The organism is Isoptericola nanjingensis, from assembly GCF_050311635.1.
GTDB classification, from domain to species: domain Bacteria; phylum Actinomycetota; class Actinomycetes; order Actinomycetales; family Cellulomonadaceae; genus Isoptericola; species Isoptericola nanjingensis.
Genome location: NZ_JBNOZL010000005.1, coordinates 309,158 through 333,255 on the forward strand (window position 1 = coordinate 309,158; position 24,098 = coordinate 333,255).

A 24,098-nucleotide genomic window follows, 5' to 3' on the forward strand; every position below is an offset into this window, starting at 1 on the left:
GGTAGTACGAGACCTGCCGAGGTAGTGACTACCTCGCGAAGGCCCGTACTACCTCGGCAGATTCGGTACTACCTCGGCGTCGGGCGGGTCAGACCGCGGCGGCCTCCGGCTCGGTGACGAGCGGGTAGACGCCGTTCTCGTCGTGCACCTCGCGGCCGGTGACCGGCGGGTTGAACACGCACACGCACGTGATGTCGGTGCGCGGGCGCACCTTGTGCTTGTCGTGGTCGTTGAGCAGGTACAGCGAGCCGGGCTTCAGCTGGTGCACCTCGCCGGTGCCGAGGTCCTCGATCTCGCCCTCGCCGGACGTGATGAAGACGGCCTCGATGTGGTTGGCGTACCAGAAGAAGCTCTCGGTGCCGGCGTACAGGGTGGTCTCGTGCACGGAGAAGCCGACACCCTCCTTCGCCAGGACGATCCGCTTCGAGCGCCAGTTCTCGCTCTTGACGTCGGCGTCGGTGTCGGTGATCTCGTCGAGCGTGCGCACGAGCATGGGTGGTACCTCCGGTGGTTCGGGTGTGGTGGGTCGGGGGCGGGTCAGGCCGTCGGTGCGGGCAGGACGGCGGCCACGGAGTCGCTGATGATCCGCAGGCCGCGCTGCAGCTCGTCGTAGGTGATCGTCAGCGGCGGCAGCAGCTTGACGACCTCGCCGTCGGGGCCCGAGGTCTCCATGAGCAGCCCGCGGGAGAACGCCTCGTCGCAGATGCGGCCCGCGGTCTCGCCGTCGGGCGTCTGCAGACCGCGCGCGAGGCCGCGGCCCTTGGCGACCAGCACGTCGTCGCCGTAGCGGGCGACGAGGGAGTTGAAGTGCGCCTCGACGAGCGCGCCCTTGTCGGTCGTGGCGGTCTCGAGCGTGTCGTCCGTCCAGTAGGTCCGGATCGCCTCGGCGGCCGTCGCGAAGGCGGGGGCGAAGCCGCGGAAGGTGCCGTTGTGCTCGCCCGGCTCCCAGATGTCCAGCTCAGGGCGCACGAGGGTGAGCGCCATCGGCAGGCCGTAGCCGGAGATCGACTTCGACAGGCAGATGATGTCGGGCACGATGCCGGCCTCCTCGAACGAGAAGAACTTGCCGGTGCGGCCGCAGCCCATCTGGATGTCGTCCAGGATCAGCAGGATGTCGTGGCGCTTGCACAGGTCGGCCAGGCCGCGCAGCCACTCGGCGCGCGCGGCGTTGATGCCGCCCTCGCCCTGCACCGTCTCGACGATGACGGCGGCGGGCGCGTTGAGGCCCGAGCCGCTGTCCTCGAGCAGGCGCTCCAGGTACACGAAGTCGGGCACGTCGCCGTCGAAGTAGTCGTCGTACGGCATCGGGGTGGCGTGCACCAGGGGGACGCCGGCGCCGCCGCGCTTCATGGAGTTGCCCGTCACGGACAGCGCGCCCAGCGTCATGCCGTGGAACGCGTTGGTGAAGTTGATGACCGACTCGCGGCCCGTCACCTTGCGCGCCAGCTTGAGGGCCGCCTCCACCGCGTTGGCGCCGCCCGGGCCGGGGAACACGACCTTGTGGTCCAGCCCGCGCGGCTCCAGGATCACCTCGTTGAACGTCTCGAGGAACTCGCGCCGCGCCGAGGTGAACATGTCCAGCGTGTGCACCATGCGGTCGTCGGCGAGGTAGTCCAGCAGCACCTGCTTGAGCAGCGGGTTGTTGTGCCCGTAGTTGAGGGTGCCGGCGCCGGCGAAGAAGTCGAGGTACTCGGTGCCGTCCTCCGCGTACACCGTCGCGCCCGAGGCCCGGTCGAACACGACGGGCCAGGAACGCGAGTAGCTGCGGACCTCGGACTCCAGGGCGGTGAAGCCCAGCGGGTCGTCGGCGGCGGACGCTTCGGTGGTGGGGACGGTCGGGGTTGTCACGAAGGACACTCCTTGAGGTGGTGCGCGCCGGTGCGGTGTCTTGTGGTGGAGAGGGCTGCGTCGTCACCTGCGCGCCGAACCGGCGCAGCCCGAGGTCTGGGAACCTGAGAGGTACGGACGTCAACGGGGAGGGCGGATGCCCTCGATCACCAGCAGCGGCTCGGCCTCGTGGCCGTCGGGGAAGTGCGCTGCCTCGTAGCCCGTCGTCTCCTGCAGGGTCGCGCCGCGCTCGGCGGCCCACCGCGCGAACACGCGCCGCGAGGACGCGTTGTCCGTGGTCACGGTGGTGTGCAGCCGGGTGACGGCAGGGCCGTCGCCCTCCGCCGTCGCGTCGACGACGGCGTCCAGCAGCCGCCCCGCGACGCGCCGGCCGCGGGCCCGTGGGTCGACGGCGACCTGCCACACGAACAGCGTGGCGGGGTCGGCGGGCAGCCGGTACGCGGAGACGAAGCCCACGGGCTCGCCCTCCGTGCAGGTGTCGTCGGGGAGGAACGCCAGGCGGCAGGTCGCGGCGAAGTGGTCCGCGAGCAGCAGGTAGGCGTAGGAGGAGTTGAGGTCGAGCGAGCCCGAGTCGCGCGCCAGGCGCCACATCGCGGCGCCGTCCTGCGTCGTCGGCGGGCGCACCGTGAGGCCCGGGAGGGGCTCCGCGGCGCGGGACGACGCGGTGTCGTCGGCGTCGTCGATCACGCTGTCGGTCGAGCTGTCGTCGGTCGAATGGTTGGTCGTTGCGGTGTCCGTCGTGTCCATACCGCCATCGACCATAGACGCATCGCGGGGGAAAGTTCACCTTGGCCATGACCATTCCTCGACCGGCCGGGCGTGGCGGCGGGGCTCTGATCGTTGGCAGCGCAACGAAAGGTCGTGTCGACCATCGACGGATCATCGACGGTTCTGTGGATCGCCATCTGTCTCGGATGATGAGACCGGCGGGGGTGAAGTCGCCGGGGTGTGTCGCCGGGACGACGATGGGCGTGCCCGTCGGGACGGGCACGCCCAGGGCATGCGTCGGTGCCGGGCAGGGCCCGGGGGAGGTCAGCCCGCGAAGGGCGTGGCCTTGAGGATCTCGACGGGGATCTCGCGACCGTTCGGCGCGGTGTAGGCCACCTTCTCGCCGATGCGGTGCCCGTCGATCGCGGCGCCGAGCGGCGACGTCGGCGAGTACACGTCGAGGTCGGTGGTGCCGGCGATCTCGCGGGAGCCGAGCAGGAACGTCATCTCGTCCCCGGCCACGACCGCGGTGACGACCATGCCGGCCTCCACCACGCCGTCGTCCGCGGGCGTGCCGATCTGGACGTGCCGCAGCTTCTCGGTGAGCTCGCGGATGCGGGCCTCGTTCTTCGCCTGCTCCTCGCGGGCGGCGTGGTAGCCGCCGTTCTCCTTGAGGTCGCCCTCGTCGCGGGCGGCGGCGATGCGCTCGGCGATCTCGGTGCGGGCGGGGCCGGAGAGGTGCTCCAGCTCGGCCTGCAGCCGGTCGTGAGCCTCCTGGGTGAGCCAGGTGACAGTGCTCTCGGTCACGAGGGCTCTCCTTTCGTGGTGCTCGATGGCCTGTTTCGGCCGTGCGCGGGCGACCGACGGGCGTCGGCACGCGCGTCGGCTGGGGCAGGACTGCGTGTGAATCCCTCAGGATAGCCCGGGCAGGCGACAGAACCCAGGCCTCTGCCCTGGGCGAACAGGGTGACCCCGGTCGGACGTCGGGCCCGGGGCGGCGTCAGGAGGCGTCGGGGACGTCGCAGGACTCGACGACCGCGGTCGTGGCCTCCTCGGACGTGCGCACGGTGACCGAGTACGTGGAGGTCTGCTGCTCGACCGGGCCGACGGGCACCTCGAGGGTGCCGACCTGGGCGTAGCTCTGCGCGAGCGCCTCCACGTCGCAGACCGCCGTCGTGCCGGGCGGCATGTGCACCTGGAAGGTGACGTCGACCTGCTCGGCGTCGCGGACGTCGAAGCCCACCATCTCCACCGTCACCGGGTCCCGGCGGGTCTGCTCGACCGAGAACCAGGCGGCCACGCCGACCGCCGCCGCGAGGGCGGCGCCGATCGCCACCTTGGCCCCCGTACCGAGCGGGCGGCGGCCGTCCTGCCGACCGGGCGACGTGCCGTACCGGTCGGCGGGGGGAGTGGGGCTGCCGGGCTCGCTCATGGTGCACCATTGTCCCTGAACCTCAACGCCGACCCGTCACCCCGGGAGGGACCTTGTCCTCCGCCTCCTCCGTGCCGCCCACCCCGCGGCCCGAGCCCCTGCGTCTGATGGCGGTGCACGCGCACCCGGACGACGAGTCCAGCAAGGGCGCCGCGACCACCGCGCGGTACGCCGCCGAGGGGGTCGAGGTGCTCGTCGTGACCTGCACGGGCGGCGAGCGGGGCGACGTGCTCAACCCGAGCTTCCAGGTGCCCGAGGGGCACGAGTTCGACAGCATCGAGGGTCGCCTGGCGGTCCGCCGCCTGGAGATGGCGGCCGCGGCCGAGGCGCTCGGCGTGCGGCAGGCCTGGCTCGGCTTCGTGGACTCCGGGCTGCCGGAGGGCGACCCGCTGCCGCCCCTGCCCGAGGGCTCGTTCGGCCTGGTGCCGCTCGACGAGGCGGCCGCGCCCCTCGTCGAGCTCGTGCGCGAGTTCCGCCCGCACGTCATGACGACGTACGACCCGTCCGGCGGGTACCCGCACCCCGACCACATCAAGTGCCACGAGGTGTCGTTCGAGGCCTACCACGCGGCGGGCGACGCCTCCCGGTACGTCGTCGAGGGCGGCGCGGAGCCCTGGGAGCCGCTGAAGCTCTACTACAACCACGGCTTCTCGATGGCGCGCATGCGCGCCGTGCACGAGGCGATGCAGGGCGCCGGCCTGGAGTCGCCGTTCGGCGACTGGATCGAGTCGCGGGCGGCGCGTGAGATCCCCGAGCGGGAGGCGACGACGCACGTCGCCGTCGCGGACTTCTTCGCCCAGCGGGACGCGGCCCTCGTGGCGCACGCGTCGCAGATCGACCCGGACGGGTTCTTCTTCGCCGTCCCGCGCGACCTCGAGGCCGACGTGTGGCCCACGGAGGAGTACGAGCTCGCCGACTCGCGTGTGCCGACGTCGCTGCCCGAGGACGACCTGTTCGCCGGCCTCCGCGAGGAGGTCCGATGAGCGCCGTCTGGACCCTGCTCGCCGCCGCGCCCAGCCCGAGCCCCAGCCCGGGCCAGGGGCCGGACGAGCTCCAGGTGACGCCGGGCCTCGCCGGGTTCGTCGCGACGTTCGCCGTGGCCGTCGCCTGCGTGCTGCTCTTCCTGTCGCTCACGCGGCACCTGCGCCGCGCGCAGCGCAACGCCGAGGACCAGGGCATCCCGCTCGAGGAGCCCAAGCACTTCGGGCTCCACGGCCCGGGGCGGGGCCCCGGTGCGCCCGGCGACGCGTCCGACGGTGACGGGCCGCGCGGCGACGGCGGTGCCGGCGACGGCGGGACGGGTGACGACGCGGACGGCGAGCCCGGCCGATGAGCGCGAGCGTGCGGGTCACGGTCGGCCAGCTCGCGATCACGGCCGACCACGACGCCAACCGCGAGGCGGTCGCCGAGGCCTTCCTCGCCGCCGGCCGCGTGGGCGCGGACCTGCTCGTGCTGCCCGAGTACTCCTCCGGCTACGACCCGCACGGCGTCGGCGTCGAGCACGCCGAGCCGCTCGACGGCCCGTTCGTCACCGCCCTGCGCCAGCACGCAGCGCGGTACCGCATCGCGGTGGTGGCCGGCACCACCCTGCCCGCCTACGGCGCCCCGGCCGCGAGCACCGGCCAGCACCCGGCCGTGACCGGCGCGTTCCCCGCCGTCAGCGGCGCGTTCCCCGCCGTGACGGGCGCGTTCCCCGCCGTGACGGGCTCGTTCCCCGCGGTGACGGGCTCGCTGCCCGCCATCACGGGGACGACGCCGGCGGCAGGCTCGGCGCCCGAGCCCCCCACGCGCGCGTTCAACACCGTCGTCGCGGTCGACGCGACGGGCACGGTCGTCGGCGCGTACCGCAAGGTGCACCTCTACGACGCGTTCGGCACGCGCGAGTCCGACCGTCTCGAGCCCGGCCCGGCCGGTGTGCCGCCCCTCGTGCTGCGGCTGGGGGACCTCACGTTCGGCGTCGTCACCTGCTACGACCTGCGCTTCCCGGAGTCGGCGCGCCGGCTCGTGGACGCCGGGGCCGACGTCATCGTCGTCCCGGCGGCGTGGGTGGACGGCCCGCTCAAGGCGGACCACTGGCGCACCCTGATCCGCGCGCGGGCCATCGAGAACACGGCGGTGGTGATCGGCGTCGGGATGTCCGGCCCCGGGCTGGTGGGCCGGTCGCTCCTGGCCGGGCCGGACGGCGTCGTCGGCCTCGAGCTCGACGAGACCCCGCAGGTGCGCACCGTGGACCTGGACCCGGAGCCGCTGGCCCAGGTGCGCCGGCAGAACCCGTCGCTGGCGAACCGGCGCTACCTCGTGGTGCCCGCGGGCTGAGCCCGCCGGGCCCGGCCGCGCGCGGCTACAGGGCCGCCAGGTAGATCGCCACGGTGTGGCAGGTGAAGCCGACCACGGTGAGCGCGTGGAAGATCTCGTGGAACCCGAACCAGCGGGGCGACGGGTCCGGGAACTTGGTGCCGTACACGACGGCGCCGAGGATGTACGCGATGCCGCCCGAGGCGACCAACCAGGCGACGGCGGCGCCGCCCGCGGCGGCGAACTGCGGGATGTAGCCGACGGCGACGCAGCCCAGCGCCACGTAGACCGGGACGTAGAGCCAGCGCGGCGCACTCATCCACAGCACGCGCCCGACGAGGCCGAGGATCGCGCCGCTCCAGACGACGGCGAGGAGCACGGTGGCGGTGCCGCGCGGCAGCAGCATCACGGCCAGGGGCGTGTAGGTGCCGGCGATGATGAGGAAGATGTTGGCGTGGTCCAGGCGTCGCAGGACGGCGGCGGTGCGGGGCGACCAGGTGCCGGTGCCGAGGTGGTAGACCGCGCTGGTGCCGAACAGCATGACGGCGGTGACGCCGAAGACCGCGCACGCGACCTTGTCGGCGGTGGTGTCGGCGAGGACGACGAGCACGATCGCGGCGGCCAGCGCCAGCGGCGTCGTCACGGCGTGGATCCAGCCCCGCAGGTGCGGCTTGAGGAGGGCTGCCTTCCCGGCGGCCGCCGCCGACACGGTCTGCACGGCGTCGCCCATGACGCCCTTCGCCTCGCGGGCGACCTCCTTGACGTCGTCGACGTCGAGGCGGTCGGCCCGGTGGCCGTTCGGCTGGGCGGCTGCTGCCACGGGTGCTCCTTCTCGATCGGACGACAAACCTACGCATCCGTAGGTTACGCCAGCGTAGGGGACGCGGCGCGGGTGCAGCGACCCCGCGCCGTGAAGATCGTGCGCAGGGGTTGCGGGGCGTCGCCGGGCGTCCGCCAGGCCCGGGACCTGCGGGTCCACGGGAGCGGTACCGTTGTCCCGCTCTCCGTCCGTCCCGCCCCCGCCGGGTGCCCGCGCCGTCGCGCGCCCGCGGCCCGGCCCGAACCCTCGAGGTCCCGCGTGCGCATGCCCCACCTGCTCTACGGCCTGTACGAGCGGCGCCTGGCCGCCTCGCTGCCGACGGCGCAGACGCCCCGGCACGTCGGCGTCATCCTCGACGGGAACCGGCGGTGGGCCCGGTCGTTCGGCGAGACCGCGGCCACGGGGCACCGGCGCGGGGCGGACAAGATCGCGGAGTTCCTGGGCTGGGCCGAGGAGCTCGGCGTCGAGGTCGTCACCCTCTGGATGCTGTCCACCGACAACCTCGCGCGCCCCGCGTCCGAGCTCGCCGACCTGCTCGACATCATCCGCGACGCCGTCCAGGACCTCGCGGAGTCGGGGCGCTGGCGGCTGCGCGTCGTGGGCCGGCTGGACCTGCTGCCGGGCGAGCTCGCGGACGCCGTGCGCTCCGCGGCCGAGGCGACGAAGGACGTCCGGGGCCTGCAGGTGAACGTCGCCGTCGGCTACGGCGGCCGGCACGAGATCGCCGACGCCGTCCGGTCGTACCTCAAGCAGGAGTCCGCCACCGGGGCGTCGCTCGAGGAGCTGGCCGAGCGGATCGACGTCGACGACATCGCCGCCCACCTGTACACCAAGGGCCAGCCCGACCCGGAGCTCGTCATCCGCACGTCGGGCGAGCTGCGCGTGGGCGGATTCCTCATGTGGCAGAGCGCGCACTCGGAGCTGTACTTCTGCGAGGCGTACTGGCCCGACTTCCGCCGCGTGGACTTCCTGCGCGCGCTGCGCGACTTCTCCCGGCGGGAGCGACGGCTCGGCCGCTGAGTCGGCCTGACGGGGACGTCGTCGGGCGTCCGTCGGAGGCCTGCGGCACACTGCGACGGTGACCCCGCCCGAGCCGACGCCGACGTCCCCCACCCCGCCCGAGCGCCACGTCGGGACCCGGCCGCCGGCCCCCGACGTCCGCCTCGCCGCCGAGGCCTGGGAGTCGCTGTTCCGGGCGCAGGTCACGCTGATGCGCCGCTTCCAGGCCGACGACATCTGGCGCGACCTGTCGATGCGGGAGTACGACGTGCTGTTCACCCTGTCGCGCGCGCCCCGGGGCGAGCTGCGGCTGCGCGACCTCAACGAGGGGATGCTCATCGCGCAGTCGTCGCTGTCGCGCATGGTCGAACGGCTCGAGGGGCGCGGGCTGGTCGCCCGCTCGGTCCCCGCCGACGACGCCCGCGGCACCCTGGTGCGGCTCACGGCGGAGGGGGCGCGGCGGCAGCGCGAGACCGGGCTCGCGCACGTGCGCACCATCGCCGAGTACGTGGGGCAGGCGCTCCCGACCGAGGAGCTCGAGCGGCTGCGCGACGTGCTGGACCGGCTCCGCCTCGCGCAGGCGGCCATCCCTGACCGGAGATGACAACGCGTGCCATCAACGTCACGTCGGCCGGGGGCCGTTCTCGACGGGTCGGCTCCCGGGCCGGTGCCATGATGGCAGTCATGTCGCTGACCCCCCAGTCGGCCGATGCCGGCCCTTACGACGCCCTGCTCCTGTACTCCTTCGGTGGTCCGAACAAGCCGGAGGACGTCGTCCCGTTCCTCCGCAACGTGACCGCCGGCAAGGGGATCCCCGACTCGCGGCTCGAGGAGGTCGGCGAGCACTACTACGGCTTCGGCGGCAAGAGCCCCATCAACGAGCAGAACCTCGCGCTGAAGGCGGCGCTGGAGGCCGAGCTCGCCGAGCGCGGCCTCGACCTGCCCGTCGTGTGGGGCAACCGCAACTGGGAGCCCTACACCACCGACGCGATCGACGAGCTCGAGCGCCTGGGCGCGAAGCGCGCCGTCGCGCTCGTCACGTCCGCCTACTCGTCCTACTCCGGCTGCCGGCAGTACCGCGAGGACCTCGCCGTGACGCTGGAGAAGCGCGGGCAGCTCGGCGCCGAGGGCTCCACGAGCGTCCAGTTCGACAAGATCCGCTCCTACTTCAACCACCCGGGCTTCGTGGCGGCCAACGCCGAGGCCGTCCTCGAGGGCTACGAGGCGCTCGAGGCGAAGGGCGGCGTCCCGGCGGCGGCGAAGCTCGTCTTCGTCACGCACTCCATCCCCGACACGATGGAGGCGGCGTCCCAGGTCTCGCACGCCACGTACTCCGCGCAGCACCTCGACGTCGCCGCCGTCATCGCCGCCGTCGTCTCCGAGGTGCGCGGGCACGCCGTCGAGTGGGAGCTGGCGTACTGCTCGCGCTCCGGCCCGCCGTCGCAGCCGTGGCTCGAGCCGGACGTCAACGACCTGCTCACCGAGCGCGCCGGCCAGGGCCTCAAGGACGTCGTCCTGTCCCCGATCGGGTTCGTCTCCGACCACATGGAGGTGGCCTACGACCTCGACACCGAGGCGATGGCCACGGCCACCGAGCTCGGCATGACCGCGGTCCGGGCGGGCACCGTCGGCACCCGGCCGGCGTTCGTGTCCGGCCTGGTGGACCTGCTGCTCGAGCGCGCGGCCATCGCCCGCGGCGAGGACGTCGTGGAGGAGACGGTCGGCAACCTCCCCGCCTTCCGCTCGGTGTGCGCGCCCGGCTGCTGCCTGCGGCGTGACGGCGAGCCGAGCGGCATCCCCGCCCTGTGCAGCGTCGACCTGCACTCCTGACCCGCCCCGAGAGGACGTCATGACCGACAGCCACATCCACGGCGACACCGGCGAGACCGTCGACGCCGCCTCGATCAACGAGTCCATCCGGTACGCCATGATCGCGGTCTTCTCCACCGCCGAGCCGCTGCCGGCGGGCGACGCCGAGCGCGCGGAGCTCGCCGCGGAGGCGGACGCCGCCCTCTGGGACGGCCAGCCCGACGACGCCCGCGACCCGGCCCGCGCCGAGGGCGACGTCGTCGTGCGCGGCGTGTACGACGTCGCCGGCCTGCGCGCCGACGCCGACCTCATGGTGTGGGTGCACGGCCCGTCGGTCGAGTCCGTGCAGGGCGCCTACCAGCGGCTGCGCGCCTCGCGTCTGGGTGCGTCCCTGGCGCCGGAGTGGTCGGTCGTGGCGCTGCACCGCGCCGCCGAGTTCAACAAGGGCCACGTGCCCGCGTTCCTCGCCGGCGAGCGCCCCCGCGACTACCTCTCCGTCTACCCGTTCGTGCGCTCCTACGACTGGTACCTGCTGCCCGACGACGAGCGCCGCACGATGCTGCGCGACCACGGCATGGCCGCGGCCGGGTACACGGACGTGCGCGCCAACACGATGAGCACGTTCGCGCTGAGCGACTACGAGTGGCTGCTGGCGTTCGAGGCGGACGAGCTGCACCGCATCGTCGACCTCATGCGCGACCTGCGCGCGACCGAGGCCCGGCGCCACGTGCGCGAGGAGGTGCCGTTCTTCACCGGCCCGCGCGTCACCCTCGCCGACTGGGCGGAGAAGCAGCCCCGCGCCTGACCGTGAGGTAGGGAGGATTCTGCCGAGGGAGGACGAATCGCGGTGAGGTAGTCGATGACCTCGGCCGGTCTCGTCCTCCCTCGGCAGAGTCCTTGCTACCTCGCGTCCAGGGTGGCGACGACGGCGGTGCCGCCGGTGCCGCCGGTGGCGTCCTCGGCGTCCGGGTCCTCGTCGGTGACGACGGCGGCGCGCAGCCCGTGCGCCTCGACGAGCGTCGTCGCACCGGGCACCTGATCCGTGCCGACCTCGAAGAGCAACGACCCGCCCGGCGCGAGCCAGCCGGGCGCCGCCGCGACGACGCGGCGCAGCACGTCCAGGCCGTCGGCGCCGCCGTCGAGCGCGACCGCGGGCTCGTGGTCGCGCGCCTCGGGGGGCATCGTCGCGATGGCGTCGGTGGGGACGTAGGGCGCGTTGCACAGCAGCAGGTCGACGCGGCCGCGCAGCACGGAGGGGACGACGGAGAGGAGGTCCCCCTCGTGCACGGCGGCGCCGAGCGGCGCCAGGTTGCGCCGGGCGTGCACGACCGCGGCGGGCTCGACGTCGCTCGCGTGCAGCACGGGATCGGTCCCGGCGGCGCGCAGCCCCAGCAGCACGGCACCGCCCACCGCGCCGCAGCCGCAGCACAGGTCGAGCACGGTGGCCGGGGCGGGGAGCGCGAGCGCTGCGGCGACCATCAGCTCCGTGCGGCGCCGGGGCACGAACACGCCGGGCCCCACCGACCAGCGGCGGCCGGCGAACTCCACCCACCCGAGCACGTGCTCCAGCGGCTCGCCGCCCGCGCGCCGCGCGACCAGGCCCTCGAGCTCGGCCGCGTCGTCGGGCGCGGCCTCCAGCAGCAGCGCCGCCTCGTCCTCCGCGAACACGCAGCCCGCCGCCCGCAGCCGTGCGACGAGGGGCTCCAGGTCGGGTCCCAGGTCGTCGGCCGCGGGCGACGCGGGGTCCGTCCGGTCGGTGCTCAGGGGTACAGCCCCCGGATGCGGTGCGCCTCGGCGGTGCGCTGCACGCCGATGACCAGCGCGGCGTCGCGCAGTGACAGGCCCTCGCGCTTGGCGAGCGCGGATACGTCGCCGTACGCGGAGGTCATGCGGTGCTCGAGGCGGTCGGCGATCTCTTCCTCCGACCACCAGTAGGTCTGGTTGGCCTGCACCCACTCGAAGTAGGAGACGACGACGCCGCCCGCGTTGGCGAGCACGTCCGGCACGACCGTGACGCCGTTCGCGGCGAGCACGCTGTCGCCGTCGGTGGTGGTCGGTCCGTTGGCGCCCTCGACCACCCAGCGCGCCCGCACGGTGGCGGCGGTGACGCCGTCGAGCACGCCCTCGACCGCGGCGGGCACGAGGACGTCGACGTCGAGGCCGAGCAGCTCCTCGTTGGACAGCGGGTCGCCGCCGTCGAAGCCGACGACGGAGCCGGTCGCGGCGACGTGCGAGAACAGGCGGTCCATCGCGAGGCCCGCGTCGTTGCGGACGCCGCCGTACTGGTCGCTCACCGCGACGACGGTGGCGCCGCGGGCGGCGAAGATGGCGGCGGCGTGCGAGCCCACCTTGCCGAAGCCCTGCACGGCGACCGTGACGTCGGTCAGCGGCACGCCGGACTCGCCGAGCGCCGCGGCGGTGACGTGCACGATGCCGGCGCTGGTGGCGGTGCCGCGGCCGCGGGATCCGCCCAGCGCCAGCGGCTTGCCGGTCACGACGGCCGGGATCGTGTACCCGCGGTTCACCGAGTAGGTGTCCATGACCCAGGCCATGGTGTGCTCGTCGGTGCCCATGTCGGGCGCCATGATGTCGGTGTCCGGGCCGATCATCGGCATGATCTCGGAGGTGTACCGGCGGGTGACGCGCTCCAGCTCGGCCGTCGAGTAGTCGCGCGGGTCGATGGCGACGCCGCCCTTGGCGCCGCCGTACGGCAGGTCGACGATGGCGCACTTCCAGGTCATCCACATGGCGAGGGCGCGGACCTCGTCGATGTCGACGCCGGGCGCGTAGCGCAGGCCGCCCTTGCCGGGGCCGCGGGTGATGTTGTGCTGCACGCGGAAGCCGTGGAAGAGGACGGTCTCGCCGTCGTCGCGCCGCAGGGGCACGGCCACGTGGATCTCGCGGCGGGGTGTGGCCAGCATCTGGCGCTGGCCCGCGTCGTAGCCGAGCACGGCGACGGCGCTGTCGAGCTGGCTGTGCGCCGTGTCGAGCGGGGAGCTCGTCCGCGGGGCGGGGGCGGCCGGCGCGGCCGGGGTGTCGGGCAGGGGTGTCGAGGTCATCGACGTCGTCGTCGTCACGGGTCCTCCAGGACACGGTGCCGAGGACCCCGGTCAGGGGCCCCGGCAGGGGTGGCGCGGCCCGGGATGGTGGGCCTCGGCGCCCACCGTAGCCGCTCCTGCAGGCCCTCCAGCGGGCGAAACCCGCCACCTTACGGAGCCGTGTCCGGGCGTTGACCCGACGATGCCGCCGGTTGAGCTTGTCGAGACCGAGGGGCGGCGATTCGACAAGCTCGACCCGCGGCTCGGGGCGCGCCTCAGCGCACGAACCGCCAGGCGGTCGGCAGCAGCGCGGCGGCGAGCGCGGCCTTGAGCGCGTCACCGGGCAGGAAGACGACGGCGCCGGAGAGCAGCGCGGCGCCCACGGGCATCCCGGTGCTCACCGCGAGCCACGGCACGCCCACGGCGTAGACGGCGAGGGTACCGAGCGCGTAGGTGCCGACGGTGGACAGCACGCGGCGGTCGGCGCCGCGGCGCGCGAGCGCCCCGACGACCACGCCCGCCAGGAGGAAGCCGACGAGGTAGCCGCCGGACGCGCCGGCGACGGACTCCCAGCCCGCCGTCGCGCCGGCGAACACGGGCAGGCCCGCGACGCCGGCGGTGAGGTAGACCGCCTGGGCGGCGGCCCCGCGCCAGGGGCCGAGGACGGCGGCGCCCAGCAGGACGGCGAACGTCTGGCCGGTGAGCGGCACCGGCAGGCCGGGCACCGGGACGACGACCTGGGCGGCCAGCGCGGTGAGGGCGGCCACCGCGACGACGAGGACGGCGTCGCGGGCGAGCGCCCCGGGCAGCAGGTCCGCGAGGACGCGGCGCGGGCGGGCGGGGGAGAGAGGAAGCACGGCTGCGGTCATGACGACGACGCTAGGGGCGGCAGGCGGTCGCGGTCATGACCGAGGTGGACCAACGCTCGGGGGAGTCCGTTTGTGCAGGTCGTACACACGCGGCGAGGCGGCGGGCGTGCTGGGGCGGCTCTCTTGTGGGAATCGTGCAGCGGGGCCCGCCGACGCACCCGGTATGTCACAGGACCGGAACATCCGTGCGGTAGCCTCCGGCGACATGGCTGACAAGGACGTCACACCCCCCGCCCTCGACCGAGACCTCGACCACGGCTCCGACGTGGAACGCCCCCGCTGGCGCCTGGTGGGCCCCGGCCTGGTCGTCGCGGCCACGGGCATCGGCGCCGGGGACCTGGTCGCCACGCTCGTCGCCGGCAGCAAGTTCGGGTACACCCTGCTCTGGGCGGCCGTCCTCGGCGTGATCATCAAGATCGTGCTGGTGGAGGGCGCGGGCCGCTGGTCGCTCGCCACGAACCGCACGATCTTCGACGGCTGGAAGTCGCTGGGCGCGTGGGCGAGCGTCTACTTCGGCGTCTACATCGTGGTGTGGGGCTTCAGCTACGGCGCCGCGGCGATGTCGAGCTCGGCGCTGCCGCTCGTCGCGCTGTTCCCGCAGGTCGACCTGATCTGGTTCGCGATCGGCATGGGGCTGATCGGCGCGGCCATCGTCTGGCTCGGGAAGTACAAGATGTTCGAGGTCGTCATCGCCGTGCTCGTGGGCGTCATGTTCGTGACGATCGTCGGCTCCGCGGTCCTCACGGTGCCGAACCTCGGCCAGATCCTCGGTGGCCTGGTGCCCCGCATCCCGGAGGGCTCGATCCTCTACACGCTCAGCCTGGCGGGTGGCGTCGGCGGCACGATCACGCTGGCGGCCTACGGGTACTGGCTGAAGGAGAAGGGCTGGTACGCGCCGCGCTGGATGAAGGTCATGCGCATCGACAACGCGATGGCGTACGTCATATCGGGCGTCTTCGTCATCTCCATGCTCATCGTGGGCGCCGAGCTGCTGTACTCCTCCGGCATCACGGTCGCCGACGGCGAGGGCGGCCTGGTCGACCTCTCCGACGTGCTCGCCGAGCGGTACGGGACGTTCATGGCGCCGCTGTTCCTCGTCGGCTTCTGGGCGTCGTCGTTCTCGTCGGTGCTGGGCGTGTGGAACGGCGTCTCGCTGATGTTCGCGGACTTCGTCGCCACGGTCCGCGGGCTGGCGGAGGACGACCCGCGGCGCAAGGCCGGCGGCAGCTACTACAGGGCGTACATCCTGTGGCTCACGTTCCCGCCGATGCTGCTGCTCCTGCTCGACAAGCCCATCGCGCTCGTCGTCGCCTACGGCGCGCTCGGCTCGCTGTTCATGCCGTTCCTCGCGATCACGCTGCTCATCCTCATGAACTCGTCGCGGGTGCCGGAGCGGTGGCGCAACCGGCCGCTGACGAACGTGATCCTCGGGCTGGTGACGCTGATGTTCGTGGTGCTCGGCGTGCAGCAGCTGGTCGAGGCGCTCGCGCCCGTGCTCGGCGGGTGAGCCTCAGCCCGCGGCGCGGGCGCGGCGCCGGAACGACGACGGCGTCTCGCCCGTGAGCCGGGCGAACGTGCGGGTGAACGACGGCTGGTCGTAGAAGCCCGCCGCGGCGGCGACCTCCGCGAGCGGGGTGGTCGTGGACGTCAGCAGGTGCGCGGCGCGGTCCACCCGCGTGCGCAGCACGAGCTGGCGCGGCGAGAGCCCGAAGACCTTGCGCACCCGGCGGTCCAGGACGGCGGGCGTGCTGCCCGACAGCCGCGCCAGGTCGGCCACGGACAGCGGGTCGCCGGGGGAGGCGTCGAGGTGCCGCTCGACGGCGGCCACCAGGCGCGCCATCGCGTCCATCGTCGCGTCGTCGGCGTCGCCCGAGCGCAGGTCCTGCGACACGGAGACGAGGCCGACGACGCGGCCCGCGGCGTCGCGCACGGGCAGCTTCGCGGTGAGGAACCAGCCGGGCGTGCCGCCCACCCGGCGGATGAGCTCCAGCTCGTTGCGCAGCGGGCGGCCCGTGCGCAGCACCTCGGCGTCCTGCGCCTCGTAGCGCTCGGCCAGCTCGGGCACGAAGAGGTCGACGGCGCGGCGGCCCAGCACCTGGCGGCGGGAGCGCTCGTTGGTGCGGCGCACGAACACCTGGTTCACGGCGAGGTAGCGGCCGTCGGCGTCCTTGGCGCAGAACATCACGTCCGACAGCTCGTCCATGAGGTCCACCATCACGGGGGACAGGGCGGCCATGAGAGCCGCGGTGCCGGGGACGTCCGCCGCGGCCTCGGCGCGGACCGGCGCGGGGTCGCCGACGGGCCCTCCCGGGGCGTCGCCCGCGGTGCCGGTGGTGTTGTCGGAATCTGCTCCCATCGCGCGCCCGATCGTACAAGACGGGCCCCGGCCGGAGGGCGCACCCTGGGGGGCATGAGTACCTCCGTTCCGGCGCGCGGCGGCGCCACCCCATCCGCCGTGCAGAGCGCCCCCACCGACGCGGGCGCCGAAGCCCTGGTCGAGGACGCCGTCGCCCTCGCCCACCACTGGATCGCCGTCGCCTCCGGCTCCTCCGGCGCTGCCGGGTCGACCACCCGCGCCGACCGGAAGACGCGCGCCACCGCCGAGCGGCTCGGCTCGCTCGTCTCCGACCCGGCCGGGCTCGAGCTCGCCGTCGGGTTCGTCGACGACGTCGCGCGCCCGCAGGACGTCGGCGTCGCCGCCACCGCGCTCGCCCGCCTCGGGCGGGACGCCGGCTCGGCCACCTTCCTCGGACCCGTCGACCGCACCCTGTTCAAGGTCGGCGCCGTCGTCGCCCCCGTGCTGCCGTCCGTCGTCGTCCCCGCCGCGCGCGTGCGCCTGCGCCAGCTCGTCGGCCACCTCGTCGCCGACGCCGGCAAGGGCCTCACCGCGCACCTCGCCCGCACCCGCGCCGAGGGCTACACGCTCAACGTCAACCTGCTCGGCGAGGCGGTGCTCGGCGACGACGAGGCCGCCGCCCGCCTGCAGCGCACCATCGACCTGGTGCGCCGGCCCGACGTCGACTACGTCTCCGTCAAGGTGTCCTCCGTCGCGGCGCAGCTCGTCACCTGGGACCTGGACGGCTCGCGCGAGCGCGTCGTCGAGCACCTGCTGCCCCTGTACCGGGCCGCGCGCGACCACGGCGTCTTCCTCAACCTCGACATGGAGGAGTACAAGGACCTCGCGCTGACCACCGCGGTCTTCACGCAGGTGCTCGACCGCGAGGAGTTCAAGGACCTCGAGGCCGGCATCGTGCTGCAGGCCTACCTGCCCGACGCGATGGGCGCGCTCGACGAGCTCACCGAGTTCGCGCAGAAGCGCGTGGCCGACGGCGGCGCGCGCATCAAGGTGCGCCTCGTCAAGGGCGCCAACCTGGCGATGGAGCGCGTCGAGGCCGAGCTGCACGACTGGGCTCAGGCGCCGTACCCCACCAAGCCGGACGTGGACGCCAACTACGTGCGCATCCTCGACCACCACCTGCGCGCCGACCGCACCTCCGCGGTCCGGCTGGGGGTGGCGTCGCACAACCTCTTCCACGTCGCGCTCGCCGTGCTGCTCGCCCGCGGCCGCGGCGTCACCGAGGGCCTCGACATCGAGATGCTGCAGGGCATGGCCCCCATCGAGGCGCGCCTCGTGCGCGACGAGGTGGCCAAGGACGGCGGCCACGTCGTGCTGTACACGCCGGTGGTGCGCGACGAGGACTTCGACGTCGCGATCTCCTACCTGGTGCGCCGCCTCGAGGAGAACGCCGCCGAGCAGAACTTCCTGCACGCCGCCTTCGCGCCCGCCACCGGTGCGACCGGCGTCGCGTCCACCCCGATGGAGCGCCAGGAGCTCGCCTTCCGCGCGTCCGTGACGCACGGCGTGCACTTCCGTCCCGTGGACGTCGCGCCGCGCCGCCGCGACCGGTTCGCCGGTGGGGCCACCGCGCCCACCGCCGCCGGCTGCCCGACCGCGGAGCCGTTCCGCAACGCCGTCGACACCGACCCCGCCGTGGCCGCGCACCGCGCGTGGGCCCGGAGCGTCGTCGGGCCGGAATCCGGGTTCGTCCCGGTGCAGGCTCCCGAGGTCGCCTCGACCGAGGCGATCGACGACGCCGTCGCCCGCGCCGTCGCCGCCCAGCGCGCCTGGGGCGCCGTCGCGCCCGCCGACCGCGCGCGCGTGCTGCGCGCCGCCGCCCGCGAGCTCGAGGGCCGCCGCACGGACCTCGTCGCCGCCATGGTGCACGAGCCGGGCAAGACCGTCGCCGAGGCCGACCCCGAGGTCAGCGAGGCGATCGACTTCGCCCGCTACTACGCCGCGATGGCCGAGGCCCTGGAGCAGGTGGACGGCGCCACGTTCACGCCCGACGGCGTCACGCTGGTCACCCCGCCGTGGAACTTCCCCGTCGCCATCCCGACGGGCGGCGCCCTCGCGGCGCTGGCGGCCGGGTCGACCGTGCTCGCCAAGCCGGCGCCGACCACGCCGCGCTGCTACGAGCTCGCGATCGAGGCCGTGCACGCCGCGCTCGACCAGGTCGCGCCGGAGATCGGCCTCGACCCGCGGGTCGCGCGCGACGTCGTGCAGTTCCTGCGGGTGCCGGACGGCGACCTCGGCCAGCACCTCGTGACGCACCCCGACGTCGCCCGCGTGATCCTCACCGGCTCCATCGAGACGGCCGAGCTGTTCGCCTCCTGGCGGCCGGAGCGCCCGGTGCTCGCGGAGACGTCGGGCAAGAACGCGCTGGTCGTGACGCCGTCGGCGGACCTCGACCTCGCCGTGTCCGACCTGGTCAAGAGCGCCTTCGGCCACGCCGGGCAGAAGTGCTCGGCCGCGTCGCTGGTCATCCTGGTCGGCTCCGTGGGCGACCCGGCCACCGAGACCGGCAAGAGGTTCCGGCGCCAGCTCGTCGACGCCGTGCAGTCGCTCGCGGTGGGCTCGCCCACCGAGCTGTCCACCGTCATGGGACCCCTGACCGAGCCCGCGCAGGGCAAGCTGCTGCGCGCGCTCACGACCCTCGAGCCAGGGGAGTCGTGGCTCGTGCGCCCGCGCCGCCTGGACGACGCGGCCGCCGCGGCCGGCATCGAGGCGGACCGGCTCTGGTCGCCGGGCCTGCGCGACGGCGTCGCGCCGGGGTCGTTCTTCCACCTCACCGAGGTGTTCGGCCCCGTGCTCGGCATCATGACCGCCAAGGACCTGGACGAGGCGATCCGGCTGCAGAACCAGGTGGACTTCGGCCTCACCGCGGGCATCCACTCCCTCGACGACGACGAGATCGCGACGTGGCTCGACCGCGTCGAGGCCGGCAACGTGTACGTCAACCGGCACATCACCGGCGCCATCGTGCAGCGGCAGTCGTTCGGCGGCTGGAAGGCCTCGGCGGTCGGCCCGGGCGCCAAGGCCGGCGGCCCCAACTACGTCGCCGAGCTCGGCGCGTGGGCGGACGCCGACGTCCCGTCGCGCACGAACGACCCCGAGGGCTGGCTCGCCGCGGCGCAGGCGTCGGACGACGCCGCCTGGGCCACGGAGATCGGCGTCGGGCACGACAAGTCGGGCCTGACGGTGGAGGAGAACACCTTCCGCTACCGGCCGATCGACCGCCTCACCGTGCGCGTCGGCGACGGCGCCCTGCCGATCGAGGTGCGGCGCGTGCTCGCCGCGGCGAAGCGCGCCGGCGTGCCGGCCGTCGTCGTCCCCGACACGGACTCCGGCTGGGGCGTGCCGCACGAGGCGCCGACGTCCCACGAGGACTTCGCCGCCGCCGTCGCCGCGGGCCGCGTCACCGGCCGCGTCCGCGTGGTCGGCCGCGCGCCGGGCCTGCGCGAGGCCGCCGCGACGCGCCTCGGCACCGTGACCGTGCTCGACGCTCCCGTGGTCGCCAGCGGCCGGCGCGAGCTGCTCGCCGTCGTGCGCGAGCAGGCCGTCAGCCGCACCCGCCACCGGTACGGGCACGTGCACGCCTGACCGCGAGAGGGGAACCCCTCCCGCGGGACAGAGAATCTCTGTCTCGCGGGAGGGGTTTCTCCGTCTCGCGCGGGTGCCCTCTCGATCTCGGCGTGGCACGATCGCGGCCATGACGGTGGCGTTCGTGCTCGGCGGCGGCGGTGTGCGCGGCGCCGTCCAGGTGGGCATGCTGCAGGCGCTGTTCGAGGCGGGGGTCGCCCCCGACCTCGTGGTCGGCACGTCGATCGGCGCGATCAACGGCGCCGCCGTGGCGGCCGACCCGAGCGTCGCCGTCGTCGACCGCCTCGGTGCCGCGTGGGCGTCCCCGACGGCGAACGAGGTCTACGGCGAGGCCTGGTACCGGCAGCTCGGCCGCCTCGCCAAGTCCCGCACGCACCTGTACGACCCGGCCGCGCTGCGCCGGCTCATCGCCGGCACCCTGGGCGAGAAGACGACCTTCGACGACCTCGCCGTGCCGCTCGTCGTCGCCGCCGCGAGCATCGAGCGGGCGTCGGAGCACTGGTTCGACTCCGGGCCGCTGGTCGAGGCGGTGCTCGCGTCGGCGTCGGTGCCGGGCGCGCTGCCGCCCACCGAGATCGGCGGCGAGCACTACGTCGACGGCGGCATGGTGAACTCGATCCCGCTCGGCGAGGCCGTGCGCCGCGGCGCGACCACGGTCTACGTGCTGCAGGTGGGGCGGGTCGAGGAGCCGCTCACGGTGCCGTCCAAGCCGTCCGACGTCGCGCGCGTGAGCTTCGAGATCGCCCGGCGGCACCGGTACTTCCGGGAGCTGGAGGAGGCCCGCCGGGTCGCGACCGTGCACGTGCTGCCGACCGGCGGCGCGCTGCCGGGGGACGAGAAGCTCGGCGCGTTCCGGCGCATGGACTCCACCGCGTCACGCATCGCCCAGTCCTACGCCGCCGCGCGGGAGTACCTCGCGGCGCCGCCGCCCGGGTCGCCGCCGCCGGACGCGGGGCAGCCGTGATCGCGCCCCCGCCCCGGTGGGTCCGCCGGGTCGTGCTGGCGCCGCTCGTGGTGCTGCTGGCCGTGCTGCTGGTGCCGACGTCGATCATGCTGGCCCTGGTGGTCGGCGCCGCGCTGACCTGGCTGCTGCCGGGGCGCCTGCGGGTGCTGCGGCTGCTGTGGATGCTGTCGTTCTACGTGCTGTGGGACGCCGCCGCGCTGGTGGTGCTGTTCGCGCTGTGGGTGGCGTCCGGCTTCGGGCTGGCGATGCACCGGCCCTGGGTGCAGCGGGCGCACGTCGCCGTGGCGCGGGCCGCGCTGGCCGTCCTCTTCTGGCAGGTGCGGTGGACGCTGCGGCTGACCATCGTCGTCGAGGTCGAGGAGGGCGCGAGGCTGCCCGACGTCCCCGTCCTCGTGCTCAGCCGGCACGCCGGGCCGGGGGACTCGTTCATCCTGGTCGACGTCCTCCTCGGTCGCGCCCGCCGTGCACCCGCCGTCGTCCTCAAGGACACGCTGCAGTGGGACCCGGCGATCGACGTCCTCCTGGGCCGGCTGCCCGCGGCCTTCGTCACGCCCCTGGCACGCCGCAGGCCGGGGCAGCCCGGCGCCGCGGAGACCATCACGCGCATCTCGGCCGACCTGGGCGCCGACGACGCCCTCGTCCTGTTCCCCGAGGGCGGGAACGTGACGCCCCGGCGCCGCGCGCAGCGGATCGAGGCGCTCCGGGCCCGCGGCAAGGACGCCCTCGCCGACCGGGCCGAGCGCATGCCGCACGTCATGGTGCCGCACGCGGGCGGGTTCCTGTCCGCGCTCGACGCCGTCGCCCCCGACGCCGCCGTGCTGGTCGTCGCGCACACCGGCCTCGACCGCCTCGTCACGGTCAAGGACATCTGGCGCGAGCTGCCGATGGACAAGACCATCGTGCTGGGCGGCACCCTGACGCGCGTCGACGACCTCCCCGCCGACGTCGAGGGGCGGGAGCTCTGGCTCTTCGACCAGTGGGAGCGCGTGGACGCCTGGATCACCGCACGCTCCGCGGACCTCGACGCCCCGGCGCGTCCCGCCGCCCCGCACGAGTGACCGCGGCGCGCGACCGGGCGTAGCGTCGAGCTGCGCTGAACACCCCGTTCACCGCGGCGGCCGGGCGGTGTAAGGTCTCCCGGCCGCCGAGACCCGGTGGTACAGACCACTCCCGTAAGGAGTCTCAACGATGCAGCTCATGCGGAGGCGCTCGATCGAAGCGACGATCGCGGCGTCCGACGAGCCCCAGCGCCAGCTCAAGCGCACCCTCGGTGCCTGGGACCTCATGGTCCTCGGCATCTCCGTGGTGATCGGCGCCGGGATCTTCTCGAAGGCCGCGCAGGTGTCGGCCACGCAGACCGGCCCGTCGGTCGTGATCTCGTTCGTCATCGCCGGCGTCGTGTGCGCCCTCGCGGCGCTGTGCTACGCCGAGTTCGCGTCGTACATGCCGGTGGCCGGCTCCGCGTACACGTTCTCCTACGCGTCGATGGGTGAGCTGCTCGCCTGGATCATCGGCTGGGACCTCATCCTCGAGATGTTCTTCGCCGCCTCCGTCGTCGCCAAGGCCTGGGGCCTGTACTTCGACAACTTCCTCAACGTGTTCGGCCTCGGCGGGGTCGACGCGGACGGCGTCGCGTCCGGGGTCCACAACACGATCCACCTCGGCGGCGTGTCCTTCGACTGGGGCACCGCCATCCTCATCGTCGTGCTCGCCACGCTGCTCGTCGTCGGCACGAAGCTCTCGACGCGCGTCACCGGCGTGCTCACGGCCATCAAGGTCGCCATCGTGCTGCTCATCATCGTGGTGGGCTTCGCGTTCTTCAGCGCGTCGAACCTCAGCCCGTTCGTGCCCAGCCCCGAGTCGTTCGGCGAGTCCACGACGCACAGCACCACGATGACGCAGACCCTCTTCTCCTGGATGGCCGGCGCCGAGCTGTCCGTGGGCGGCGTGATGGGCATCCTCGCGGGTGCCGGCACCGTGTTCTTCGCGTTCATCGGGTTCGACGTCGTCGCCACCGCGGCGGAGGAGACCAAGAACCCTCGCCGGAACGTCCCGCGCGGCATCCTCGGCGGCCTCGCGATCTGCACCGGCCTCTACATCGCCGTCTCGATCGCGCTCTCCGGCATGGCCACCCCGCAGCAGCTGCGCGACGCCACGCCCGACGGCGGAGCGTCCGCGACGATCATCACCGCGTTCCAGTTGCAGCCGAACGCACCGGCGTGGGCCACGCAGGTCATCACGGTCGGCATCCTCGTGGGCCTCACGACCGTGGTCATGGTGCTCATGCTCGGCCTCACCCGGATCGTGTTCGCGATGAGCCGCGACGGCCTGCTGCCCCGCGGCATGTCGAAGACGTCGGAGCGCGGCACCCCGGTGATGATCCAGGTCGGTACCGCCGCGCTCCTGGTGATCGTCACCTGCTTCTTCTCGGTCGACGTGCTCGGCAACATGGTGAACATCGGCACCCTGTCGGCGTTCGTCCTGGTGAGCTTCGGCATCCCGATCCTCCGCCGGCGCCAGCTCAAGGCCGGCGGCGGCGAGGCCCACGCCGACCACTTCCGCGTGCCGTGGTCGCCGGTGCTGCCGATCGTCTCGGGCGTGCTGTGCCTGTGGCTGATGCTGCAGCTGGACGTCGAGACGTGGCTGCGGTTCCTCGTGTGGCTCGCGCTGGGCTTCGCGATCTACTTCCTGTACGGCTACCGCAACTCGCAGCTGGGCAAGAACCCGTCGCAGCTCGCCGCCGACTACCGCGAGGCCGTGCAGTCGGCCGTCGGCGTGGACGACGACACCCCGCGGCGCGGCTGACCGATCGCGCCCGGCACACGGCGGCGGCCCGTCAGAGCGATCTGGCGGGCCGCCGTCGTGCGCCCGGGCGGGACGCGCGGTCAGCCGGCGAGCGACTCCAGCACCTTCGCGACCCGGCGGTCGCGCGTCTCGTCGGTCCTGGCGCCGTCCACGCTCAGGGCGTGCGCCTTCTGCCTGCTCGGCGAGAGCCTCGCCCAGGCGGCGGTGGCCGCCGGGTCGGCGGCGAGCGTGGCCGCCAGCGCGGGCGGCACCTCGACGGTGCGGGGCGCGTCGTCGACCTCGAGCCGCACCTCGACCTCGTCGCCGGCGCCGCGGCCGGTGGCCGCGCGGGTCTCGGCGTTGAACGAGACGAGGAACCGGCCGCCCATCGACGAGACGGTGTTGCGGTACGTGAAGCCGCCGTCGACGGTCACGACCACGGGGACGCGCCGGCCGCGGTCGAACGCCGCGACGACGTCGTCGGGCACGGGCAGTCCGACGTTGCTGCCGCCCGTCGCGAGCAGGGTCGTGGTGAAGGTCTGGACCGTGGGTGCGTCGCTCACGCCGCCTCCGTCGCGTCGCGGCGGCGCG

The 24,098-nt window shown here is 73.9% G+C and carries 23 protein-coding genes; 12 read left to right on the forward strand and 11 right to left on the reverse strand.

Annotated features, from left to right (window positions below; genetic code table 11):
• Positions 1-88 precede the first annotated feature (88 nt).
• The 5 genes from ACQP6G_RS12040 to ACQP6G_RS12060 form a co-directional block, all read right to left on the reverse strand.
• The gene (locus tag ACQP6G_RS12040; protein WP_429764554.1) at positions 89-493 is read right to left on the reverse strand and encodes an ectoine synthase; all 405 of its coding nucleotides are present in this window, start codon (positions 491-493) and stop codon (positions 89-91) included.
• A 44-nt stretch (positions 494-537) separates the two neighbouring features.
• Positions 538-1,848, reverse strand: a complete 1,311-nt coding sequence (gene ectB / locus ACQP6G_RS12045; RefSeq protein ID WP_429764555.1) for a diaminobutyrate--2-oxoglutarate transaminase — start codon at positions 1,846-1,848, stop codon at positions 538-540.
• A gap of 120 nt (positions 1,849-1,968) precedes the next feature.
• Entirely contained in the window at positions 1,969-2,595 is a 627-nt protein-coding gene (ectA, locus tag ACQP6G_RS12050; RefSeq protein ID WP_429764556.1) for a diaminobutyrate acetyltransferase, read from the reverse strand.
• A gap of 285 nt (positions 2,596-2,880) precedes the next feature.
• On the reverse strand, positions 2,881-3,363 hold the full coding sequence (gene greA / locus ACQP6G_RS12055; RefSeq protein ID WP_429764557.1) for a transcription elongation factor GreA: 483 nt from the start codon (positions 3,361-3,363) through the stop codon (positions 2,881-2,883).
• 193 nt (positions 3,364-3,556) lie between these two features.
• Positions 3,557-3,988, reverse strand: a complete 432-nt coding sequence (locus tag ACQP6G_RS12060) for a DUF4307 domain-containing protein (protein WP_429764558.1) — start codon at positions 3,986-3,988, stop codon at positions 3,557-3,559.
• Between the two features lie 107 nt (positions 3,989-4,095).
• Between ACQP6G_RS12060 and mca the strand changes: the two genes are divergently transcribed.
• Genes mca through ACQP6G_RS12075 form a run of 3 tightly spaced genes read left to right on the forward strand, consistent with a single transcriptional unit; the run spans position 4,096 to position 6,304 of the window.
• Positions 4,096-4,971, forward strand: coding sequence for a mycothiol conjugate amidase Mca (gene mca, locus ACQP6G_RS12065; protein ID WP_429764650.1), 876 nt, complete (start codon positions 4,096-4,098; stop codon positions 4,969-4,971).
• Complete coding sequence (locus tag ACQP6G_RS12070; protein WP_429764559.1) at positions 4,968-5,321, forward strand: hypothetical protein; 354 nt, start codon at positions 4,968-4,970, stop codon at positions 5,319-5,321. Before mca ends, ACQP6G_RS12070 begins: the two co-directional genes overlap by 4 nt.
• Positions 5,318-6,304: a carbon-nitrogen hydrolase family protein gene (locus ACQP6G_RS12075; RefSeq protein WP_429764560.1), complete on the forward strand. Its 987-nt coding sequence runs from the start codon at positions 5,318-5,320 to the stop codon at positions 6,302-6,304. The genes ACQP6G_RS12070 and ACQP6G_RS12075 overlap by 4 nt, the downstream gene beginning before the upstream one ends.
• Positions 6,305-6,329: 25 nt before the next feature.
• On the opposite strand, the gene trhA is transcribed toward ACQP6G_RS12075, so the two are convergent.
• A complete protein-coding gene (trhA, locus tag ACQP6G_RS12080) occupies positions 6,330-7,103 on the reverse strand; it encodes a PAQR family membrane homeostasis protein TrhA (RefSeq protein ID WP_429764561.1) in 774 nt (257 codons plus the stop codon).
• A gap of 258 nt (positions 7,104-7,361) precedes the next feature.
• On the opposite strand from trhA, the gene ACQP6G_RS12085 reads away from it, so the two are divergent.
• The 4 genes from ACQP6G_RS12085 (at position 7,362) to hemQ (ending at position 10,716) form a co-directional block, all read left to right on the forward strand.
• On the forward strand, positions 7,362-8,123 hold the full coding sequence (locus tag ACQP6G_RS12085) for an isoprenyl transferase (RefSeq protein WP_429764562.1): 762 nt from the start codon (positions 7,362-7,364) through the stop codon (positions 8,121-8,123).
• Between the two features lie 58 nt (positions 8,124-8,181).
• Positions 8,182-8,706: a MarR family winged helix-turn-helix transcriptional regulator gene (locus ACQP6G_RS12090; protein ID WP_429764563.1), complete on the forward strand. Its 525-nt coding sequence runs from the start codon at positions 8,182-8,184 to the stop codon at positions 8,704-8,706.
• Positions 8,707-8,786: 80 nt separating this feature from the next.
• Positions 8,787-9,932 (forward strand): ferrochelatase, encoded by a 1,146-nt coding sequence (locus ACQP6G_RS12095; protein ID WP_429764564.1) that lies wholly within the window; start codon positions 8,787-8,789, stop codon positions 9,930-9,932.
• A gap of 19 nt (positions 9,933-9,951) precedes the next feature.
• Complete coding sequence (gene hemQ, locus ACQP6G_RS12100; RefSeq protein WP_429764565.1) at positions 9,952-10,716, forward strand: hydrogen peroxide-dependent heme synthase; 765 nt, start codon at positions 9,952-9,954, stop codon at positions 10,714-10,716.
• A 95-nt stretch (positions 10,717-10,811) separates the two neighbouring features.
• On the opposite strand, the gene ACQP6G_RS12105 is transcribed toward hemQ, so the two are convergent.
• The 3 genes from ACQP6G_RS12105 to ACQP6G_RS12115 form a co-directional block, all read right to left on the reverse strand.
• A complete protein-coding gene (locus tag ACQP6G_RS12105) occupies positions 10,812-11,630 on the reverse strand; it encodes a putative protein N(5)-glutamine methyltransferase (protein ID WP_429764651.1) in 819 nt (272 codons plus the stop codon).
• Between the two features lie 41 nt (positions 11,631-11,671).
• Positions 11,672-12,970, reverse strand: a complete 1,299-nt coding sequence (locus ACQP6G_RS12110; protein ID WP_429764566.1) for a Glu/Leu/Phe/Val family dehydrogenase — start codon at positions 12,968-12,970, stop codon at positions 11,672-11,674.
• 254 nt (positions 12,971-13,224) lie between these two features.
• A complete protein-coding gene (locus tag ACQP6G_RS12115; protein WP_429764567.1) occupies positions 13,225-13,818 on the reverse strand; it encodes a biotin transporter BioY in 594 nt (197 codons plus the stop codon).
• Between the two features lie 205 nt (positions 13,819-14,023).
• On the opposite strand from ACQP6G_RS12115, the gene ACQP6G_RS12120 reads away from it, so the two are divergent.
• Positions 14,024-15,325, forward strand: coding sequence for an Nramp family divalent metal transporter (locus ACQP6G_RS12120; protein WP_429764568.1), 1,302 nt, complete (start codon positions 14,024-14,026; stop codon positions 15,323-15,325).
• Positions 15,326-15,328: 3 nt separating this feature from the next.
• Here ACQP6G_RS12120 and ACQP6G_RS12125 read toward each other — a convergent pair whose 3' ends face one another.
• Positions 15,329-16,174: a helix-turn-helix domain-containing protein gene (locus tag ACQP6G_RS12125; protein WP_429764569.1), complete on the reverse strand. Its 846-nt coding sequence runs from the start codon at positions 16,172-16,174 to the stop codon at positions 15,329-15,331.
• Between the two features lie 54 nt (positions 16,175-16,228).
• Here ACQP6G_RS12125 and ACQP6G_RS12130 point away from each other — a divergent pair, with 54 nt between their 5' ends.
• The 4 genes from ACQP6G_RS12130 (at position 16,229) to ACQP6G_RS12145 (ending at position 23,528) form a co-directional block, all read left to right on the forward strand.
• On the forward strand, positions 16,229-19,759 hold the full coding sequence (locus ACQP6G_RS12130; RefSeq protein WP_429764570.1) for a proline dehydrogenase family protein: 3,531 nt from the start codon (positions 16,229-16,231) through the stop codon (positions 19,757-19,759).
• A gap of 109 nt (positions 19,760-19,868) precedes the next feature.
• Positions 19,869-20,723: a patatin-like phospholipase family protein gene (locus tag ACQP6G_RS12135; protein WP_429764571.1), complete on the forward strand. Its 855-nt coding sequence runs from the start codon at positions 19,869-19,871 to the stop codon at positions 20,721-20,723.
• Positions 20,720-21,781, forward strand: a complete 1,062-nt coding sequence (locus ACQP6G_RS12140) for a 1-acyl-sn-glycerol-3-phosphate acyltransferase (protein ID WP_429764572.1) — start codon at positions 20,720-20,722, stop codon at positions 21,779-21,781. The genes ACQP6G_RS12135 and ACQP6G_RS12140 overlap by 4 nt, the downstream gene beginning before the upstream one ends.
• A gap of 130 nt (positions 21,782-21,911) precedes the next feature.
• A complete protein-coding gene (locus ACQP6G_RS12145; protein ID WP_429764573.1) occupies positions 21,912-23,528 on the forward strand; it encodes an APC family permease in 1,617 nt (538 codons plus the stop codon).
• A gap of 80 nt (positions 23,529-23,608) precedes the next feature.
• Here ACQP6G_RS12145 and ACQP6G_RS12150 read toward each other — a convergent pair whose 3' ends face one another.
• Positions 23,609-24,070: a YdeI/OmpD-associated family protein gene (locus tag ACQP6G_RS12150; protein ID WP_429764574.1), complete on the reverse strand. Its 462-nt coding sequence runs from the start codon at positions 24,068-24,070 to the stop codon at positions 23,609-23,611.
• Between the last annotated feature and the right edge of the window lie 28 nt (positions 24,071-24,098).

Excerpts from the sequence above, each read along its gene's own strand:
- ACQP6G_RS12070 (WP_429764559.1), top strand. The coding sequence starts at position 4,968 with ATGAGCGCCGTCTGGACCCTGCTCGCCGCCGCGCCCAGCCCGAGCCCC.
- ACQP6G_RS12120 (WP_429764568.1), top strand. The coding sequence starts at position 14,024 with ATGGCTGACAAGGACGTCACACCCCCCGCCCTCGACCGAGACCTCGAC.
- ACQP6G_RS12130 (WP_429764570.1), top strand. The coding sequence starts at position 16,229 with ATGAGTACCTCCGTTCCGGCGCGCGGCGGCGCCACCCCATCCGCCGTG.
- hemQ (WP_429764565.1), top strand. The coding sequence starts at position 9,952 with ATGACCGACAGCCACATCCACGGCGACACCGGCGAGACCGTCGACGCC.
- ACQP6G_RS12135 (WP_429764571.1), top strand. The coding sequence starts at position 19,869 with ATGACGGTGGCGTTCGTGCTCGGCGGCGGCGGTGTGCGCGGCGCCGTC.
- ACQP6G_RS12145 (WP_429764573.1), top strand. The coding sequence starts at position 21,912 with ATGCAGCTCATGCGGAGGCGCTCGATCGAAGCGACGATCGCGGCGTCC.
- ACQP6G_RS12060 (WP_429764558.1), bottom strand. The coding sequence starts at position 3,988 with ATGAGCGAGCCCGGCAGCCCCACTCCCCCCGCCGACCGGTACGGCACG.
- mca (WP_429764650.1), top strand. The coding sequence starts at position 4,096 with ATGGCGGTGCACGCGCACCCGGACGACGAGTCCAGCAAGGGCGCCGCG.
- ectA (WP_429764556.1), bottom strand. The coding sequence starts at position 2,595 with ATGGACACGACGGACACCGCAACGACCAACCATTCGACCGACGACAGC.
- ACQP6G_RS12040 (WP_429764554.1), bottom strand. The coding sequence starts at position 493 with ATGCTCGTGCGCACGCTCGACGAGATCACCGACACCGACGCCGACGTC.
- ACQP6G_RS12110 (WP_429764566.1), bottom strand. The coding sequence starts at position 12,970 with ATGACCTCGACACCCCTGCCCGACACCCCGGCCGCGCCGGCCGCCCCC.
- ACQP6G_RS12115 (WP_429764567.1), bottom strand. The coding sequence starts at position 13,818 with ATGACCGCAGCCGTGCTTCCTCTCTCCCCCGCCCGCCCGCGCCGCGTC.
- ACQP6G_RS12125 (WP_429764569.1), bottom strand. The coding sequence starts at position 16,174 with ATGGGAGCAGATTCCGACAACACCACCGGCACCGCGGGCGACGCCCCG.
- ACQP6G_RS12075 (WP_429764560.1), top strand. The coding sequence starts at position 5,318 with ATGAGCGCGAGCGTGCGGGTCACGGTCGGCCAGCTCGCGATCACGGCC.
- ACQP6G_RS12095 (WP_429764564.1), top strand. The coding sequence starts at position 8,787 with ATGTCGCTGACCCCCCAGTCGGCCGATGCCGGCCCTTACGACGCCCTG.